The 18,251-nt window shown below is 55.7% G+C and carries 12 protein-coding genes; 10 read left to right on the top strand and 2 right to left on the bottom strand.

The genetic code is table 11. The features are described from left to right. Positions 1 to 147: 147 nt before the first annotated feature. Positions 148 to 855, top strand: coding sequence for a GntR family transcriptional regulator (locus tag BM258_RS05070; protein WP_090069626.1), 708 nt, complete (start codon positions 148 to 150; stop codon positions 853 to 855). A gap of 81 nt (positions 856 to 936) precedes the next feature. Here BM258_RS05070 and BM258_RS05065 read toward each other — a convergent pair whose 3' ends face one another. Continuing rightward, the gene (locus BM258_RS05065; protein ID WP_090070379.1) at positions 937 to 1,734 is read right to left on the bottom strand and encodes a crotonase/enoyl-CoA hydratase family protein; all 798 of its coding nucleotides are present in this window, start codon (positions 1,732 to 1,734) and stop codon (positions 937 to 939) included. Between the two features lie 103 nt (positions 1,735 to 1,837). On the opposite strand from BM258_RS05065, the gene BM258_RS05060 reads away from it, so the two are divergent. The 6 genes from BM258_RS05060 to BM258_RS05035 all read left to right on the top strand — a co-directional run bounded on the left by BM258_RS05060 (position 1,838) and on the right by BM258_RS05035 (position 5,760). Further along, positions 1,838 to 2,413 (top strand): TetR/AcrR family transcriptional regulator, encoded by a 576-nt coding sequence (locus BM258_RS05060; RefSeq protein ID WP_090069624.1) that lies wholly within the window; start codon positions 1,838 to 1,840, stop codon positions 2,411 to 2,413. A gap of 150 nt (positions 2,414 to 2,563) precedes the next feature. Next, positions 2,564 to 2,890 (top strand): hypothetical protein, encoded by a 327-nt coding sequence (locus tag BM258_RS05055; protein WP_210186661.1) that lies wholly within the window; start codon positions 2,564 to 2,566, stop codon positions 2,888 to 2,890. A 184-nt stretch (positions 2,891 to 3,074) separates the two neighbouring features. Next, positions 3,075 to 3,443, top strand: coding sequence for a penta-EF hand family protein (locus tag BM258_RS05050; RefSeq protein ID WP_090069620.1), 369 nt, complete (start codon positions 3,075 to 3,077; stop codon positions 3,441 to 3,443). A gap of 26 nt (positions 3,444 to 3,469) precedes the next feature. Further along, positions 3,470 to 3,898 (top strand): hypothetical protein, encoded by a 429-nt coding sequence (locus tag BM258_RS05045; protein ID WP_090069618.1) that lies wholly within the window; start codon positions 3,470 to 3,472, stop codon positions 3,896 to 3,898. Positions 3,899 to 4,054: 156 nt separating this feature from the next. Then, positions 4,055 to 4,339: a hypothetical protein gene (locus tag BM258_RS05040; protein WP_090069616.1), complete on the top strand. Its 285-nt coding sequence runs from the start codon at positions 4,055 to 4,057 to the stop codon at positions 4,337 to 4,339. Positions 4,340 to 4,437: 98 nt separating this feature from the next. Continuing rightward, positions 4,438 to 5,760 (top strand): APC family permease, encoded by a 1,323-nt coding sequence (locus tag BM258_RS05035; protein ID WP_090069614.1) that lies wholly within the window; start codon positions 4,438 to 4,440, stop codon positions 5,758 to 5,760. 83 nt (positions 5,761 to 5,843) lie between these two features. On the opposite strand, the gene BM258_RS05030 is transcribed toward BM258_RS05035, so the two are convergent. Beyond that, positions 5,844 to 6,884, bottom strand: a complete 1,041-nt coding sequence (locus tag BM258_RS05030; protein ID WP_090069612.1) for a zinc-dependent alcohol dehydrogenase family protein — start codon at positions 6,882 to 6,884, stop codon at positions 5,844 to 5,846. A gap of 140 nt (positions 6,885 to 7,024) precedes the next feature. On the opposite strand from BM258_RS05030, the gene BM258_RS05025 reads away from it, so the two are divergent. The 3 genes from BM258_RS05025 to BM258_RS05015 all read left to right on the top strand — a co-directional run bounded on the left by BM258_RS05025 (position 7,025) and on the right by BM258_RS05015 (position 18,240). Continuing rightward, entirely contained in the window at positions 7,025 to 7,492 is a 468-nt protein-coding gene (locus BM258_RS05025; RefSeq protein WP_090069609.1) for an Lrp/AsnC family transcriptional regulator, read from the top strand. A 208-nt stretch (positions 7,493 to 7,700) separates the two neighbouring features. Continuing rightward, positions 7,701 to 9,731: an acyltransferase family protein gene (locus BM258_RS05020; RefSeq protein ID WP_090069607.1), complete on the top strand. Its 2,031-nt coding sequence runs from the start codon at positions 7,701 to 7,703 to the stop codon at positions 9,729 to 9,731. Positions 9,732 to 10,605: 874 nt separating this feature from the next. Continuing rightward, a complete protein-coding gene (locus BM258_RS05015) occupies positions 10,606 to 18,240 on the top strand; it encodes an autotransporter outer membrane beta-barrel domain-containing protein (RefSeq protein WP_090069605.1) in 7,635 nt (2,544 codons plus the stop codon). Positions 18,241 to 18,251 lie beyond the last annotated feature (11 nt).

The following is an 18,251-nucleotide window of genomic DNA, read 5'->3' as shown; positions in this document are numbered from 1 at the left end:
CTATTGTATTCAATCAAATGTGTTATTGTATACAATGTTATTGGTTGGCTATTTGGCAAAGAGATGGTATCGCCATGTCAGGCCTTTTAACCCGCCACGGCCATGCCTTTAAAGGCACCAGCAGACTTTTCAGAATTGAACGAGATCATGAAGACGCCCAGACAGACAGACAGCGATGCCAGCCATGAGGACCGCGCCAAAGCCATTCGGGACACGTTGCGCGATGCCATCGTCGACAGACGGCTTTCTCCCGGGGCCAAGCTTTCCGAAGCAGAAGTGGGCTCCCTTTATAGTGTGAGCCGAACGATTGCCCGCTCAGCCCTTCAGATGCTCGCATTCGAGGGGCTTGTAACCAGCGAACGCAACAAGGGGGCCTTTGTGTCCAACCCTTCCCCGGAGGAAGCGCGCCAGATCTTCACATCGCGCCGTCTGATCGAGACCGGCATTCTGCAATCGGCCGCCGAGAATATGTCTGCGGAGGATTTTGCCGCCTTTCGCGAACAGTTGAAGAAAGAGGCGCTCCTGAAGGAAGATCACGGAGCCAAAGCCCGACGCGAGGAAATCAAGGTGTCGGGCGATTTCCACCTGATGCTTGCCGAAGTAGCGGGCAATGCCATTCTCAAGAAATTCATGGAAGAGCTAATCGGACGCTCCTCCCTCGTCATCGCGCTTTATGGCAAGACCGGTACATCCAGCTGTGGCAGCGATGATCATTTCGGCATTCTGGAAGCGCTGGAAGCTGGCAATCTCGATCAGGCAACCAAGATGATGTTGCACCATATCAACCATATCGAGGCAGATCTCGACCTGCGCCCGCAATCTTCCCTGTCTCTAAAGGATGCGCTTCAGCTCTAGTCCTCCCTTGCTCTCCTTTTTCCTGTGGTTGCACTACGGGCATGAGCTCACAGCGCCAGTGGGCTTCAATCAAATCGCTCCCTATTCTCCTGCATAGTGTGGAGTGCGCCGCTCAATCCACGCATCCAGTCCTTCCAGCACATCCTTTGTGGTGCACATTCGCGCAAATTGCTCCCGTTCTATCTGCAGCCCTTCATCAATCGCTGCGTTTAGCCCTCTGGTAACCGCTGCAATGATGCGTGATGCGGCGAGCGGAGAATGACGCAAGATCCGGTTTGCAAGATCAAACGCGGTAGGGAGAAGCGCTTCATGCGAAACAACCTTGTTCACGAGCCCTAACGCCAAGGCCTGATCAGGGGTGAAAGCGTCGCCAGTCAGCAACAGTTCAAGCGCCCGTTTGCGTCCGGCGAGACGGGGCAAACGCTGCGTGCCCCCGAACGTGGGAGGGATGCCGATGTTGATTTCAGGCTTGGCAAAAAGCGCCTGTGCGGATGCGACTGCAAGATGAGCCGCTTCCGTGATTTCGCAGCCCCCACCAAAGGCAATGCCATTGACCGCCACGATCACAGGTTTTGGAAAGGCCTCCAGACGGGCCGTCATGGCCTGACCTCGGCGGCAAAATTCGCGTACCGCTTCCTCGACACCGGACCGGATGCTTTGGGTGAATTCATGGATATCCCCTCCAGCGGAAAAGGCCCGCTCACCAGCTCCGGTCAGGATAACCGCACCGATAGAGCTATCCGCTTCTATTTGATCCAGAAGAACCATCAGACGGTCATTTGTCGCATAATTAAGCGCATTCAGTTTTTCAGGGCGATTGAGCGTAAGCAGGGCAACGGCGTCTCTTTGCTCAAAGAGTATGGTGGGTTCGGCTTGCATGATGTCTCTCCTCTCGATGTTGACAGACAGGCTAACGGAGGACATTCTTCAGGCAAACTCACTAGTCAGTATACATGCGTATTTCCAGAGAGAGGTCGACCGGATGCCTTCCCCTGCAAAACCTGCCCGTGAACGCATAATCGATGCTGCAAACCGTCTTTTCTATCAGGAAGGTATTCGTGCCGTCAGCGTTGATGCTGTCGCGGAAAAGGCTGGCACCACCAAGAAAACACTCTACTACCATTTCAAGAGCAAGGATGACCTGATCACGGCCTATCTCACGTCGCGTGATCAGCCCAATCTTGCGCTTTACGAGGCGTGGTACAAGGCTGCGAGCGGAGAAGCCGGCGACAAGGTGGAGGCGATTTTCCTCCAGCTTGCCCAATCAGCCCGACATCCGAAATGGAGGGGATGCGGTTTCCTGCGCACGGCAGCCGAGTTGGCAAATCTTCCCGGTCATCCGGCTATGAAGGTGGGAGCGGCCCACAAGAAAAAGTTCGAAGTCTGGCTGGCCGGCCAACTTGCTGACGCACAGACGCCTGCGCCAGCAGCGATCGCACGTCAGATTGTCCTTTTGCTCGAAGGGGCCTTTTCCATCATGCTGATCCACAAAGATCCGGCCTATATCGAGGAAGCTGGCCGGGCTGCGCGCGCCCTCGTCATGGCTGCACGCGCCTGAAGTCTGGGATATCACCTGTCTTGAAATCACATGGTGATTTTTGCCTTGACCTTCCCCCTAGGGGAAACTTTATAAGGAAAGTGAACAGACCGGGATTTGCCCGGACCGCGAATTTAACACTGAAGCGAACCTCTTGATATGTATCGCCAAATGCAAAGCATCCTTGCTGCTGTGCTCTTGCTGGTCGGGCTTTTTGCCGGAGCAGGACAAACAGCTGCGTTTGAGCATTTGCAGCCGGTTTCCTGCAGTGAAGCCGCCGTTGAGCTTGGCGCCGTGGTGGCCCAGATTCCCGGATGTGGAAAGGGTATGCTGCATCAATCATGCGCTTCAGATGGTGTCTGTTCCTTCCTGCTTTTAAAAAATGCAATCAGCGTTCTGGACCCCGTTGCGCCCACAATCCCCTATCCGGTTGCGTTCTCTGGGCTTTACGGTTCGCGCACACCGCCAGATACTCCTCCTCCGATTGTCTTGTCTTGATACCGCCTTGCCGAGCTTTGGCTGACGCTACAGGTGCGTTCACCGAAAGGCTCCGTGCAGGCACTTCTTCTCAAATAGCGGTTGCTCCTTATGGCGACCGATAGAAACCGGTTGCTGTCTTCTGCCCAAAACAGACGCATTCCAGCCGGCTAGTTCAAGACAACGCATTTAACGGAGATGATCCATGCGTAATTTTCTGTTCGCTTCTGCGGCTGCTGCCGCTCTTACCGTCAGCACGAGCATGGCCTTTGCCAACCCTGCCCATCACACGGGTGATCCAGCACCAGCCCAAGGCTCCATGATGTCAGAGGGCATGATGTCTGGTGCCATGACGTCTGGCGGAATGATGGGAAGAGGCATGATGATGCATCCCGACATGATGATCGTCATGCTTGACACAGACGGAGACGGATCTCTGTCTCTGGAAGAGTTCCAGAGCATGCATGAACGCATGTTTACCTATATGGACAAGAACAAGGACGGCAAACTCGAAGCCTCGGAATTGGCAAACCATCATGGTGATGGAATGCCCATGTCTAGCGATGCCAACTGAAAGGCAAGAGAGAAGGAACGAACATCATGTTGAAACTGAACGGTAAAGCATCGCTCTCAACGATTGCCGGGCTTGGCGTTGCTGCCTTTCTTGTAAGCGCTCCGGTTGCCATGAGTGCACAACCCGAGATCCCTGCCGGTGCGGGCATTTCTTCCTGGGTGGAAAATGGCGCTGGTGGACGGTATCTGCTGCAAGTGCAGAAAGGTGCCATGCCTCAAGCCGGGAAATCAGTCGTCGGCACTGTGCTAAGCGACAGCGATTGTGCTCCTGATGAAGAGGGCATCAACCATTGCCGCAACGAAATCCAGCTGTCTAACGGCAGTATCCTGACCGGAATCGATAATCACCGCATGAGTGTCAATCCATGCCTCAGCCCGGATGACAGAGTGACCGTTTCCAAGTTCAGCGATGGCTGGGCTCTCATTCTGACAGAAGAAGCGCAGGCATCGAATTAAGCCTTAGCTTCCATAGGAAAAAGAGAGGTCGCTGTGACTATGCGGCCTCTTGTTTGCAATGGCTGGCGTGAGTGCTGCCTTTGTGATCTCCCTTTCTTTGAATCCACGATTTTGCAGGCTGGCCGACCCTAGAGCCGCCCGCGACAGGTGAATGTAATGACTGCGAATGCCCGTAACACAGTATCCCGATCTCTTCTGACACGCCTGATGCCCAAAACGGGCCATGGATGGATGATGGCCATCTGCTGCACGCTGATGGTCGCCTCGGCGGCATCGATATTCATGGAATCCGGTCATGATCCATCCTCAAGCAATCGCCTGCTTACCTTGTTGCCCATTATCGGGTGCCTCGTGATGCATTTTGTCATGCACCGCTTCATGGGCGATCACTGCGACCACGCCAAGACACAAACATCCGACCAGAGCAAATCGGGGCATTGATCCCACACGCTCAAACCATTCCTTGACAGCATAGTTGGAACCTTTCATCCGCCCCGCCATAGAAATATTAAAGCCATGTTCAAAAAAGGGAATGATCGATAAGGGGAAACGAGCGGGACAGCACCTACGAAGAGGCATCCATATCGCTCAGCGGGGCAGTTGCCATGGGAACCGGCGTCATGATCGGGGCAGGTATTTTCGCCCTCACCGGTCAGATCGCAGAACTGGCCGGGCCCCTCTTCCCCTTGGCTTTCATTGCAGGGGCCATCATTACGGGATTAAGTGCGCACTCCTATGTAAAGATGTCCAACACTTGGCCCTCCTCGGGCGGCATCGCGATGATCCTGAGCAAATGCTATGGACCGGGAGCCATCACGGGTGGGGCTGCCCTGCTGATGGCGCTCAGTATGGTTATTGCCGAGAGCCTCGTTACCCGAACCGTCGCGACTTATCTGCTTCAACCATCTGATATTACGAGCGGCCCACTCGTGCCTGTTCTGGCGGTTGGGGGCATCCTGTTTGCATTTCTCGTCAATATAGCTGGCAACCGCTCGATCGGCATGTTCTCCATTGCCATGGCGGTTTTGAAAATTGGCGGCATCGCCCTGTTTGGTATCTTAGCTCTTTGGTCGAGCGGATTTTCCTTTTCAGAAGCGCTGCAGGGAAACAAGGATTTCGGCTATACGGGCTCGATTGCCTCTGTGGCGCTCGCGATTTTGTCCTTCAAGGGCTTTACAACCATCACCAATAGCGGCGCAGAAATCACAAAGCCGCATCGCAATGTCGGCCGGGCCATTGCCATCATGCTTTGTGTAGCGATTTATCTGCTTGTTGCCTTCGGTGTCGGATCAAGCCTTTCAATTGACGAAATCATCAGAGCCCGAGACTATTCTCTCGCCAAGGCGGCCCAACCGGCGCTTGGTCAGATCGGCTTCATGCTGACAGTCGTCCTCGCCGTCGTTGCCACCGCGTCAGCCGTTCTTGCCAGTGTCTTTGCAGTGTCCCGCATGCTTGCGATGCTCACCGAAATGAAACTGATCCCGCATGGCCATTTCGGAATGCCCGGCCCGATCCAGAAGCATACCCTCGTCTATACTGTGGTCATCGCTGCCATATTGGCTGTCTTTTTCGATCTGAGCCGGATCGCTTCGCTGGGCGTGTATTTCTATCTCATCATGGACATGATCATCCACTGGGGCGTGTTCCGCTATCGCCGTGAGAAGACAGGCGCCAAGCCAGCGATCCTGATATCTGCTCTGGTGGCGGACGCGGTGGTTCTGATTGCATTTATCGCGATGAAACTTCAGTCAGATCCGATCATTGTGGCCACAGGCATTGGCAGTGCCGTCCTCTTGATGGGGCTTGAGCGCATCTATCTGCACACATGGTTTGCAGAGCTTGAGGATGCCCATTCCCATTAGGCTCTTGTGGCCCCTTGGCCGGTCATCAGGCACAGATGGTTTACAGGGCGGCCCCTTTTAAAAGGCCACCCTCCCTATCCCACTCAGAAGCGGGTAACCACCGTGGCTCCGATTGATTGGAAGCTGTCCATGGTTGTGAGCGCCTCGGGTGCTTCGGCAAGGCTGATCTCCTTTCCGACCAGACGAGCCGGATCGAGCTTGCCTGATTGAACCATGGCCAGCATCGCATCATAGCGATGGGCCTGCATGCCGTGAGAGCCCAGAATCTCAAGCTCCTGACCAATGATCTTGGCCATAGGAACCGACGGGGTGGCATGATCTGCCAGCATCAGGCCAACTTGCACATGCTTGCCGCGCCGCCGCAAATTCTGGATCGAGTTGAAGCATGTCACCGGATTTCCCAGCGCATCAAGGGAGACATGAACACCCCCCTTTGAAATATCCATGACCGCCTCGGTAACATCAGCCACTGAAGTGCTGTTGATGGCAGCAACCGCCCCCATTTCTTTTGCCAAAGCCAGCTTCTTGTCATCGATATCGACCGCAATGACATTGGCGCCTACGGCGTTGGCGATCATTACCGCAGACAGACCCACCCCGCCGCAACCATGCACGGCGAGCCACTGGCCTGCCGATGTTTTGCCCTGATCCACGACTGCGCGGAAGGATGTGGCAAAGCGGCAGCCAAGGCTGGCTGCAGTGGCAAAACTCATGTCTTCGGGCAGAGCGATGACATTGAGGTCGGCCTGATGAATGGCGACATATTCGGCAAAGGAGCCCCAATGGGTAAAGCCGGGCTGCTCCTGATGGCTGCAGACCTGCTGGTTGCCGGAGTGACAGTCCGGACAGGCACCACAGCCGCAAATGAAGGGCACCGTCACCCGATCACCAATCTTCCAGTTGCGCACATCCTTGCCAACGGCGGCGACAACGCCAGCCAATTCATGTCCGGGCACATGGGGCAGCTCGATATCCGGATCATGCCCCATCCAGCCATGCCAATCGCTGCGGCAGACGCCGGTTGCTTCCACCTTGATGACAATGCCATGAGGCTCCGGGGTCGGGTCGGTCAGGGTCACGATTTTCGGGGTTTCACAAAATTGCTCATACAGCACAGCTTTCATCGCCGAACATCCTCTGCAGTAAAGTATCTTTCTGTCACTTTACGCATTTTTTGCGCAAGAGCCTTGCCATTCTTGTTTTCTCCCGCGAATATCAGAGCAGAATCCCCCACAAAGACCGACATTAGTAAAAGAGTCTGCTCATGATCGATATGGACAAGGTGAATGTAGAAATTCTCGAACAGCTTCAGAGCGACGGGCGTCTATCCAACGCCAAACTCGCAGAGCATCTGCACATGAGCGAAACACCATGTTGGCGGCGCCTTAAAAAGCTGGAAGAGAGCGGTGTGATAGAGAGTTATCAGGCCAATCTCAATCGCCGGAAAATTGGGCTTGGTGTCATGGCCTTTGTCCAACTGCGCTGTTCGGACCACAGTCAGGACGCAACACGCGAGTTCCAGCGCATCATCGAGGATAGCCCGAATATCCTCTCCTGCCACAACACGACGGGCGATGACGATTTTCTGCTGGTTATTGTTGCCAGGGATCTGGACGACTATAGCGCCTTTGTCGACAGCGTCTTGCGCAAGCTACCCGGTGTAGCGAGCATACGCTCCAACCTGTCTTTGCGAGAGATGAAGGCGTCAAGCAGACTCCCTATCCTGCTGTGATCGGAAAAGGTGAGGACTCGATTGCGCGGCAAGAACGAAAAATGGCTGCCTCTTCGCCTTAAATTGTGCAAAAGCAGGCTCAGCAGAAGCTTGGTAAATTAATCATAAAATTCAATTCAGTTTGTAGGAGCCTCGGAAAAAGGGTAAATATACTTATAATTTGAAAGTCCCAGTCATATTTCAGTCTGTATTTTTTAAAGGCCGTCCCATGAGCAAGATGCAATATCGACCAGAAATCGACGGCATCCGGGCCATAGCTGTTCTGTCCGTTGTCGTCTTCCATTCAGGCCTAGGGTTTCTGAAAGGGGGCTTTCTGGGCGTCGATCTCTTTTTTGTCATCAGTGGCTTCCTCATCACGCGAATCCTGATCAGTGATCTGGAGAGCGGCAATTTCAGCATCATCACCTTTTATGAGAGGCGCATCCGGCGCATTCTGCCTGCCCTGTTTGTCACGCTTGCACTCAGCTTTATGGCTGCGTGGTATTTGATGAGCCCGATCCATATGGAAGGCTTTTCCCGCAGCCTCGTTGCAGTGGCAACATTTTGTTCCAACATCCTGTTTTGGCAGGAATCCGGCTACTTCGATACGGCAGCCGAGCTTCGCCCCCTGCTGCATACATGGAGCCTCGCGGTTGAAGAGCAATTCTACATTTTCTTCCCGCTCTTCCTGATGATCGCATGGCGCTTTGGCAAAAAGGCCACTTTGTTATTGCTGGCTCTGGCCTTTGTCGCCAGCCTCTGCATCGCTCACTGGGGCGTCATAAACAAGCCTGTCGCCGCCTTCTACCTGATGCCGACGCGCGCCTGGGAACTGTTGGTTGGCGTCTTTGCCGCCTTTATGGCGCTGCATATGGAGAAAAGGCAGATTACTCAGCCCCTTCTGATGCGCAATCTGTTGAGCGGTATCGGGCTCGCGGCTGTTGTCGGCTCCATCCTGTTTTTTGATCCACAAACAGCCATTCCGAGTTTCCCAGCTCTGGTGCCGACGGTTGGTACCGCTCTTCTCATTCTCTTTGCAACCAGAGGAACACTGGTCAATCGCCTTTTGCGCATCCGGATACTGGTCGGCATTGGCCTGATCAGCTACAGCGCCTATCTGTTTCACCAGCCTCTACTGGCTTTTGCCCGCTATCGCAGTCTGCATGAGCTGAGCAGCACGGTGTCTGTTTTTCTGTGCGTCTCGACCTTTATCTGGGCCTATCTTAGCTGGCGCTATATCGAGCAGCCATTTCGAAACCGCAAGGTTGTTGTTCGCAGAGCCGTCTTTCCGCTGGGCGCGGCCACGACCGCCATGCTCATCGTCTCGGGCGTCTGGAACATTCGCAATGACGGAGTCAACGCGAACAATGACACAACGATCGCATCAGCCAGTATTTATGACGCCTGCCACTTTCACCATCAGGCGACCAATCTGAGCATGGACTATTGCCGGGCGTCTTTGGACTTCAACAAATACTATGTGCTGGTTGGCGACAGCCACGCCATGGCCTTCTTTGTGGAACTCAAAAAGACCCTCGCGCAAGAGGGATATGGCCTGATTGCCTTTACAAAAAACACTCTCTACCCGATTGCGGGCACCTATCGGGAAGGCATGCCGGATAGTGAAAGCCGTATGGCCTTTCTTGATAGCGCCTATGACTTCGCCACGCATGATCCGCATGTTGAGGGGGTCTATGTGGCCGCGCGATGGGCTTCTCACATTGAGGGGGGCGCGTTCAAGCGGCCCGACGGTCTGATGGATGATCATCCCTTCTCCCATACCCGCATTGCCGGAGCATCCAAAACAGATCTCACATCACAACCTGACCTGCTGACCTATTCAGCGAAATTCCTCGCCAAAGTGGCCAACTACCGGCCCGTGACCCTGTTTGGCCCTGTGCCGGAAGTCGGGGTTGATGTGCCAAGAGCGCTATTACTCGACCGATCCGTGCTGAATTATCCCGTCTCCTGGTATGATGACAGGGAAAAAAATGCGCTTGAATTGCTGCGCATGGCACGCAAGGAGAGCCCGAATATCTCGATTGTCGATGTGCGGAACGTCTTTTGTCGAAATGACGCTGGCGTTTGTATTCAGGAACAGAATGGCCATTCGCTTTATGTTGATGATGACCATGTGAGCCTTACCGGGGCCAAACTCGTCATGTCCGAGATCTCCAAACAACTGAACAAAGAGCAGACGCTGTCTAAAGCGGAGCCCGATCAAACCATAACGGTGGGTGCCAAAGCTCAGGGTAGCTAAGCCAGACAAATTGGGCATATCCTGCGTCGTTTGTGTCAATGCACCTTTGTAATTATTTTACAAAGGTGCAGGCATTTGCTTTTCATATATTTTCCGAAAATTCCGCGCAATTGAGAACAATCCACAACCGTTCTTAAAATTATCGAACAACATGTTCCTTCATTTTTCAAAAAATGGATTTTTCTCTCCAACAGAGGGAAAATACGAAGCTTTGGTGCATCATTTCTTCTTTCCTGCGTTCGAGGAGGGGGACTGGCTCTGGAAATGCTTCATGAGCAGGAATATATATGCTAATATAACACTCAATAAAGGAATGTACATTTCTTAACTCCTGCCAAGATAGGAACAGAAAATGAGATATTTGAGCCACAACGAAATCAACCACGCCCTTGTACGCGGCCATTTTGAGCGCTCAAAACAATTCCACTCCCTGCTGTCCCGTTTGTTTAGAACACACGAGACATCTCCAGCACAGCGCTCTTCCAAACGTCACACACCGGTTAAATCACACACCGTTTCTGCATGATTGAAATCGAGCGCGTGTCGGGCCTCGTGCCGACATGATTGAATAAAAGGGGTGACCGCTTTACCGCTCGGTCGCCCTTTTTCTTTTTGCGGTGTTATGTCCCCCTCTTCTCCTCCCGACCTTTCCTTTACAATCAGCACGCCCTTTAGCGCACTCAGAATTTTTTTGACTGTCCTTTGGCGTAATAAGCAGCAAAATTGACCAGTCCAGAATGTGTAGAGCCTCCTTTTTGCTAAAATTGGTATGTATTTTTCTGAATTATTCCAAGTAGACATCTAGTCTGGAATCGTTTTTACTATAAAAGTATTTTTGCGTAATTATTTCAATATATTAACAAAAGGTTTACGTATGTATTCCAGCAATCGACGCTGCGTTTCTGCTAAAAGGTTCATCATCAAGACGGCTCTTGCAAGCTTGATGATGGGGGCATCAACGCTCGTTGCTGGGGCATGTACGTTGACCTCCAGCTATCAGTCTGTGACCACCACAGGCTCTTATGGCCACAGCGCATCAGACATTTCCTGCGACGTATTTATTCTTTGGACGATTGTGAACACCCCCTATATCCTGCAAAGCACGGGCGGCACGGGATATAAGGGCGAGGACCACTCTGACGCCAACCATTTTGGCACTTATGGCCAGACAGGCGGCAACGGGGGCGATATTTCCCTACCCTTTTCTGCCACTGATACCATCTATGCCAATGGTCTTGACCTGCCCTCTGGAGACTCGCTCTTCAGCCTTGTTTCCACGGCGGGTAAAGGGGGCACAGGCGGCACGGGGCGCACCTATTCCTATGGGCGCAACGGCGGCGCGGGCGGGCGCGGCGGAGACATCACCAGCAGCGTCGCTGGAACATTATTGGCCAGCGGAGACGATGTGAATGTCGTTTATGCCCTTTCGCAAGGGGGCGATGGCGGCACCGGCTTTGGTGGCACAGAAAAGAAGATGTTTTACAAGCATTGGGGGTCCGGTGGCGATGGTGGTGTTGGTGGAACGATCACCATCACCTCGACGGCCTCCATGACGGCTGACGGTCACCTTGCGACAGGCATCCGCGCCTTAAGCCAGGGCGGCGATGGGGGCCAACCGGGATATATTTCGGGCGATCACAATGGCGGAAGCGGTGGCAATGGAGGCGACGGCGGCAACGTATCCGTTACCAATTCTGGCACAATGACCATTACCGGCCATAGTGGCGCGGGTATTCGCGCCTTTTCCTTTGGGGGCGATGGCAATGACGGCCATAATGAAGCCGGGGAATATCACTATGGCGGCTATGGCGGAGATGGAGGAAACGGTGGCTCCGTCACCGTCGTTAACAGCGGTGATATATCTTCGAGCGGAGACAAGCCGCGTGGCATTGATGCTCTTTCAACAGGGGGCGAGGCTGGCACAGGCGGAACCGGTCATGTGGGTGGCTATGGCGGTACTGGCGGATCGGCAGGGACAGTATCTGTCACCAACAGCGCAACAATATCGATTACAGGTGATGACGGTGCTGCGATTTTTGCCCGCAGCATGGGCTATAGCGGCAATGATGGCGGCGAAGGCCACCCCGCGTCAGATGGCCGAAATGGCGGTGATGGCGGCGAAGTTTCTGTCGAAAACCAGGGGGCGTTGATCGTCTCGGGAGACGACGCCTACGGTATTTTCGCGCAAAGTCTGGGAGGCAATGGGGGCGACGGTGGCCATGGTGAAGGCAAAAGCTATGCGGGCGATGGCGGAAATGGCGGCCATGCGGGCAATGTCTCGGTCACCAACTCCGGCAGCATCAACACCTCCGGCACTGGCGGCTTTGGCATCAAGGCGATCAGCGAAGGGGGAACAGCTGGCGATGGCGGCTCCGGTCATCATGGTGGTGATGGGGGCGATGGAGGCAGCACCGGCGGCTCCAAGGGAGAAATTTCGGTCACAAACTCCGGCACCATCCAGACCAACGGCACCGCTGCGGATGGCATCGTTGCCTTTTCCAATCCGGGCATTGGCGGGAATGGCGGCGTACGCAGCGGAGAAGGCGGCGACGGTGGTGATGCCGGGAGCATCGATATCACTGTCAACAATACCATTGAAACATCCGGAATTTTCTCAAGTGGCGTTTTTGCCACCAGTATCGGCGGCAATGGCGAAGACGGTGGTAGCGACAAGGTCGGCAGCAGCAGCGCTCATGGCGGTGATGGTGGCTCGGCCGGCCATGGCGGCGACGTCACATTCAACGCATCAGGCCCAGCATCAGGCACCGTGCTTGACAGCCAGACCTTCAATATCCTGACCACTGGCGATCTCTCCGCCGGGGTTCATATGCAGTCCATCGGGGGCAATGGTGGACGCGGCGGCGATGCCGAGGCGAGCGGTTTTTTCTCAGCAGTTGCTGTGGGCGGTGATGGCGGACCGGGAGGCAATGCGGGGCATCTGGGTGCAGAGTTGAGTGACAGCGCCATCATCAAGACCACCGGCAACTGGTCGGACGGCCTCATCTTGCAATCCATCGGCGGCGGGGGCGGCATGGCAGGCAGCGCCAGCGCCAGTTCTCTGCTCGACTCCACCGCAGTGGGTGGGCAAGGCGGCAACGGAGGTGATGGTGGCACCATTCAGGTGGAAATGCATGACAGCACCATCCTGACCCAAGGCAACAATTCGACAGCGGTTCTGGCTCAATCCATTGGCGGAGGTGGCGGCGCTGGCGGTCAGGCTTTTGCCAGCGCGACAGGCTTTGGTCTTTCCTCTGCCACAGCGATTGGTGGTAAGGGTGGCTCGGGCGGTGACGGTGACCACATCTATATTGTCAACGGCAGCGGCAACAGCATTGTTACGGGCCTCGCGGATGATGCGCTTGCTGGCACCAATTCGGTCGGCATCATCGCCCAATCCATCGGCGGAGGCGGAGGCAATGGCGGGTCGGCAGCTTCGGTGAGCCTGTCTGTTGGCGTCGGCACACCCAGTTTTTCAAACTCGGTAGCCGTTGGTGGCGCGGGTGGCTCCGGTGGGCGCGGGGGCTCGGTCACCGTGGCCAATGACGGCGCCATCCAGACTTACGGGGCCAACGCCTCAGGTATTCTGGCGCAGTCCATCGGCGGCGGCGGCGGCAATGGAGGCGATGCGAAGTCGCTCAATGCCTCCATTTCTGAAGATGCTTCCATCACTCGCACCAAAACGGTTGGCGGCTCTGGTGGTGATGGCGGACACAGCGACACCGTTGAGCTCGCCATGTCTGGCAGCATCGCAACGGCAGGCGACAATGCGGCGGGTGCAATTCTGCAATCCATTGGCGGTGGCGGTGGCAACGGAGGGTCGGCAGGCGCCATCACCCTGACCGGCTCGGCAGGCACCAGCCTCTCGGATACCCACATTGTTGGCGGTTCGGGCGGCAGTGGCGGGGATGGCGGACAGATCACCGTCAAGGCTTACGAAAGCGGCGGCAGCAATGCCACCATCACGACCTCAGGCGAAAATGCATCCGGCCTCATTCTCCAATCCATCGGCGGCGGCGGCGGCAATGGGGGTGATGCGACCAATCTGGCGATTTCAGCAGCGGCAGACGCGACAATCTCGCGCCACCAGACAGTGGGTGGCACAGGGGGCGACGGGGGGCATGGGGATGATATCGTCATGACCAGCAACAATTTTGGCCCCGAACAGATCGATATCCAGACAGCGGGCGGCAATGCCCACGGCATTCTGGCGCAATCCATCGGCGGGGGTGGCGGAAATGGCGGGGACAGCCTGTCCGTTGCTGGTGCCTTTACGGATGGCGGTGACTCCTATCAGCTTTCCAGCACAGTGGGTGGCAAAGGGGGAGCGGGCGGACGCGCCGGAACCATATCCATCGAGAATGCAGGCTCCATTCTAACCACGGGCGATGCAGCCTTTGGCATGTTGGTCCAGTCCGTCGGCGGTGGCGGCGGAAATGGTGGCAATTCCACCTCCATGGCCATTTCAACAGAAAAGGGCGACATCAATGCCGATCAAACCATAGGCGGCAGCGGAGCCATTGGCGGTGACGGCGGGGTCGACGGCAAGACCAACAGCGTCACCAATTATGGCACCATCATCACAACCGGTAACCGTTCATCTGGCATCGTAGCCCAATCCATCGGTGGTGGTGGCGGCAATGGCGGCCACGTAACCTCTTTTGATCTGACCGTCCCCAGCGGAGACGATGAAGAAGGCTCAGAAGAGGGCGAAGGTGGAGAAGAAGAGGGCTCTGAATCAGATCCCGTCATGGACAGCCTCAAGGGGCAGGTTCTGGAAGCTGCCGGTCTTACGGGCACCACGCTTTTGGGCGGAAGCGGCGGAGCTGGAGGCGATGGCATGACTGTCGTCATCTCCAACGAAAACGGGATTTCAACCTCGGGCTACAATGCCCACGGCATGGTCGCTCAATCCATCGGCGGCGGTGGCGGCACCGCAGGCACGGTCACTTCCTTTTCTGCTGATCTTACCCAAGATCCAAGCTCTTATGCGGATGATCGCGTTGCTGGCGCTTTCCGCACGATTAAACTCAGCCAAACGCATGGGGCCCATGCGGGCGCAAACGGATCAGGCGGCTTTGCCACCATTGCAGCCAAAGCAGGCAGCATCACGCAAACAACCGGAGATCTCTCCATCGGCATGCTCGCCCAGACCATCGGCGGCGGCGGTGGCGATGGCGGTTTCATTGAGGCTGCGGACGCAACGCTCAACGAGGACGACCTCCCGGATACCTGGGCAGCCCTGACAAGCCACTATGATCTGACCTCCCGGCTGGGCACAAGCGAATCCTTCTTGTTCTTTGTCGATATCATTCCCGGCGGGCGGGTGCGCGGCGATGCCAAAGCCTATGTCGAGGATGGTGCGATCGTGATCACCCATGGCACCGCCTCCCCCGGCGTTGTCACGCAGGCCATCGGCAATGGTGGCGGTACCTATTCCTCGGGCATTTTCAGCAGCTATCTGGCGGGCGCGGGTTCCGAATATACAGCAACCTATTCCCTAGGCACGGCAGCCACGGATAGCGCGGGCCATGGCGCAATTTCCGATTTGGTTGTCAGCGATGCCACCTCGCACATTACAACCAACGGTGATCTCAGTCACGGGGCCCTTGTCCAGTCCATTGGCGGGGGTGGTGGACTCGTGTCCTCTGTCATCGGAGATACGGTCTCCTTCTCTTCCCAGAGTCTGGAATTCATTCTTGGCTCTGAGGTGAAGCTGGACAAAGACGAAAATTATGGCGCAAAGGCCGAGGCCACCCTCAATGATGGCACGATCACGACGGCGGGCACCTTCTCCTCTGGCGTTGTTGCCCAATCCATCGGCGGTGGCGGCGGTCAGGCCCTGGCTCAGCTGGGGCAAGTGGACAGCGCAACAACCAGTCTGACCGCCCGTCTTGGCAAGAATAATGCGGTTGGCGGGTTCAGCAGCGAAGCGCGCATTGCCAATCATGCAACCATCTCCAGCTCGGGCGATGGCTCTCACGCCCTGGTGGCCCAGTCAATTGGCGGCGGGGGCGGCATGGTTTCAGTGACCAATCTGGCCAGTGCGGCGGTTGCAACACCTTATATTTTCTATGGCAGCTCCAAGAGCCCTTCAAGTGCCAATGGAGAAACGGCCAGCATTACCAACTGGGGCGACATCACCACTACCGGGCAACAATCTTACGGCATTCTGGCTCAATCCATCGGTGGGGGTGGGGGCCTTGTCAGTCTGGACGCTGGCGACAGCGTGCATTTGCACAGCTATGTGTCTGATCAATCTGCCGGAACCGCTTATGTGAATTTGGTCGATGGCGCAAGCATCACGACCCACGGCGATGGCTCGCATGGCATCTTCGCCCAATCATCGACAAGTGGCGGTTTGCTCAATTTGCTTGGCGATACGACCATCACAGATTACACCGCACAGACGTCTTCAGGCTATGACAAAAATGATGATAGCGGCCACGGCGGCACAGTGGAGATTTATGCAGACGGCACCATCGCAACCACCGGCGCCTATGCCCACGGCATTTTTGCCGCCAGTACAGCAGGCTCGACGATTCTGTCGCAGAGCAGCGATGGACTGGCGATTTATGGCAACCACGGCCTGGCCAATTCAGGCGCGGTCTCGATTGAACAATCCGGCTCCATTGTGGTGAGTGGCGAAGGGTCTGTGGGCCTATATGCCCTTGCCAACAACTGGAACACGGATGACAGCATCAAGGTCACCAGCAATGGGGCCATATCAGCCAGCGGTGAAGGAGGGGCCGCGATCCGCTTGCGCAACGTTCCAAGGGACAACACCTCCGGGAGCGGCGGTAACGGTGCCCACACGACAACCAGTCTTGATATTCAATCCGACGCGACCATTCTTGCTCTGGACAGCAGCACCGCCACGAGCGCCATCGAGGCAATTGATGATCATGGTCGTTTCACCATTGATATTGCAGGCACAGTGGGAGCTGTCGAGGCGGATGGAAGTTCGGCCCAGACCTATGATGCCAAGCAGCATGCCATCAAGACCTCTGGCTATGGCACCATTACTGTTGAGTATGGCGGGTTGGTGCGCGGCATGATCGCAGCTGAAGAAGCAGGACGGCTGGTCCTTCACAACAAGGGTGATATTGATGGCGCGGCCAGCAAGCTTGCCGTCTATGACAGCTATTCTGGCTCACGCCATTTCCTTGAAATCGATCCGGGCGCCGCGACTGGTGCGATGATCGAGGCCGACCACATCAATGTGCTTGAGGGCACCTTCAATCCTTATTTGAGCAGCTTCAGTTCGTTTTCCGGCGATGTAACCATTGTTGATCTGGCAAAGGCCCCCTCGGGATCTCTGCTTGATCATGTGGTGGATACACCGGTGCTCACCTTCTCCAAGCAGTTGTCCGATAGCGGACGCGAGGTCGTTCTGACCGGGGTCAAGGCCAGCTTCCTTGATGCGGGATTGAGCGGCAACAGTCTGACAATTGCACAGACCATGGATGCCAAGGTGCAGGACTGGATGCAAGGCGGGACCATCGATGATCAGAGCCTTTATGACTTCTTGCTCTTCACGGCAAAACAGACCTCCACCGAAGCGGTAAGCGACATGTTGGCCAATTCACTGGATGCCACCAAGCATTTCGGTCAGACCATCGGCCAGCATGACAATGGCGTCGCCCATCTGAGCAACTTGCACAGTTGCGGCACAAGCGAAGGCTCTTATGCAGCCATCAGCGAAGCCGAATGCAACTGGTTCAAGATCAATCACAACACCAGCCTCAGCTTTTCAGACGGTCGCAAGGCCAATATGACGGGTCTGTCATTGGGGCGTCAGGTTGCCTTTGGCGATGTGTGGCGGCTTGGCATTGGGGCAAATGTCAATTTCAATGACATGAGCAGTACGACCCTGAGCAGCAGCGGCACCTCCTATCATGCAGGCGGCGTGGTGAAATACACCGAGGGGCCATGGCTGGCAACAGCAGGGCTTTCCGCCTCCTACAGCACCGCTTCGAGCAGCCGCATCGTACCAACCGGGGCGCGTGCCCTGTCAGACCAGAAGAGCTTTGGTCTGTCGGCGCGTCTGCGTGCAGGACGTGAGCTGGAGCTGGGGCCACTCTTCTTCATGCCGCTGGTGGATCTGGACATGTCGTGGATTCACGATTTCGGCTATGAGGAAAAGGACGGCGGTGCCTTCAATATCAAGGTGGAGGAGGACAACCACTTCCTGTTCGACCTCCATCCCCATATTCGTTTTGGCACCGCGTTCAAGAGCGAAGGGGCAAACGCCACCATCCGGCCCTATATGGATGCCGGTGTGCGCTTCGGGCTCAATGATGATACGCTCACCCAGAGTTTCACTTCATCGGCGATCAGCAATGCAGCGCAGAAATTGACGGTTGATCGCGATGACATGCAGGCAACGTTGGGCGCCGGTTTTCAGGCCTTTATCGGGGACACCCTTGAAGCCAAGGTTGAGTATGAAGGACGTTTTAGCGATGAGGGGCGCGGCCATGCCGTCAGCATGAAGCTGGGCTGGTCTTTCTAGGCTCTCTCTGC

Origin of the sequence: Cohaesibacter marisflavi, from assembly GCF_900115225.1 — a bacterium.
Taxonomy (GTDB): domain Bacteria; phylum Pseudomonadota; class Alphaproteobacteria; order Rhizobiales; family Cohaesibacteraceae; genus Cohaesibacter; species Cohaesibacter marisflavi.
The sequence above is the reverse complement of the archived record's forward strand: the minus strand, read 5'-3'. Positions and strand labels throughout refer to the sequence as shown.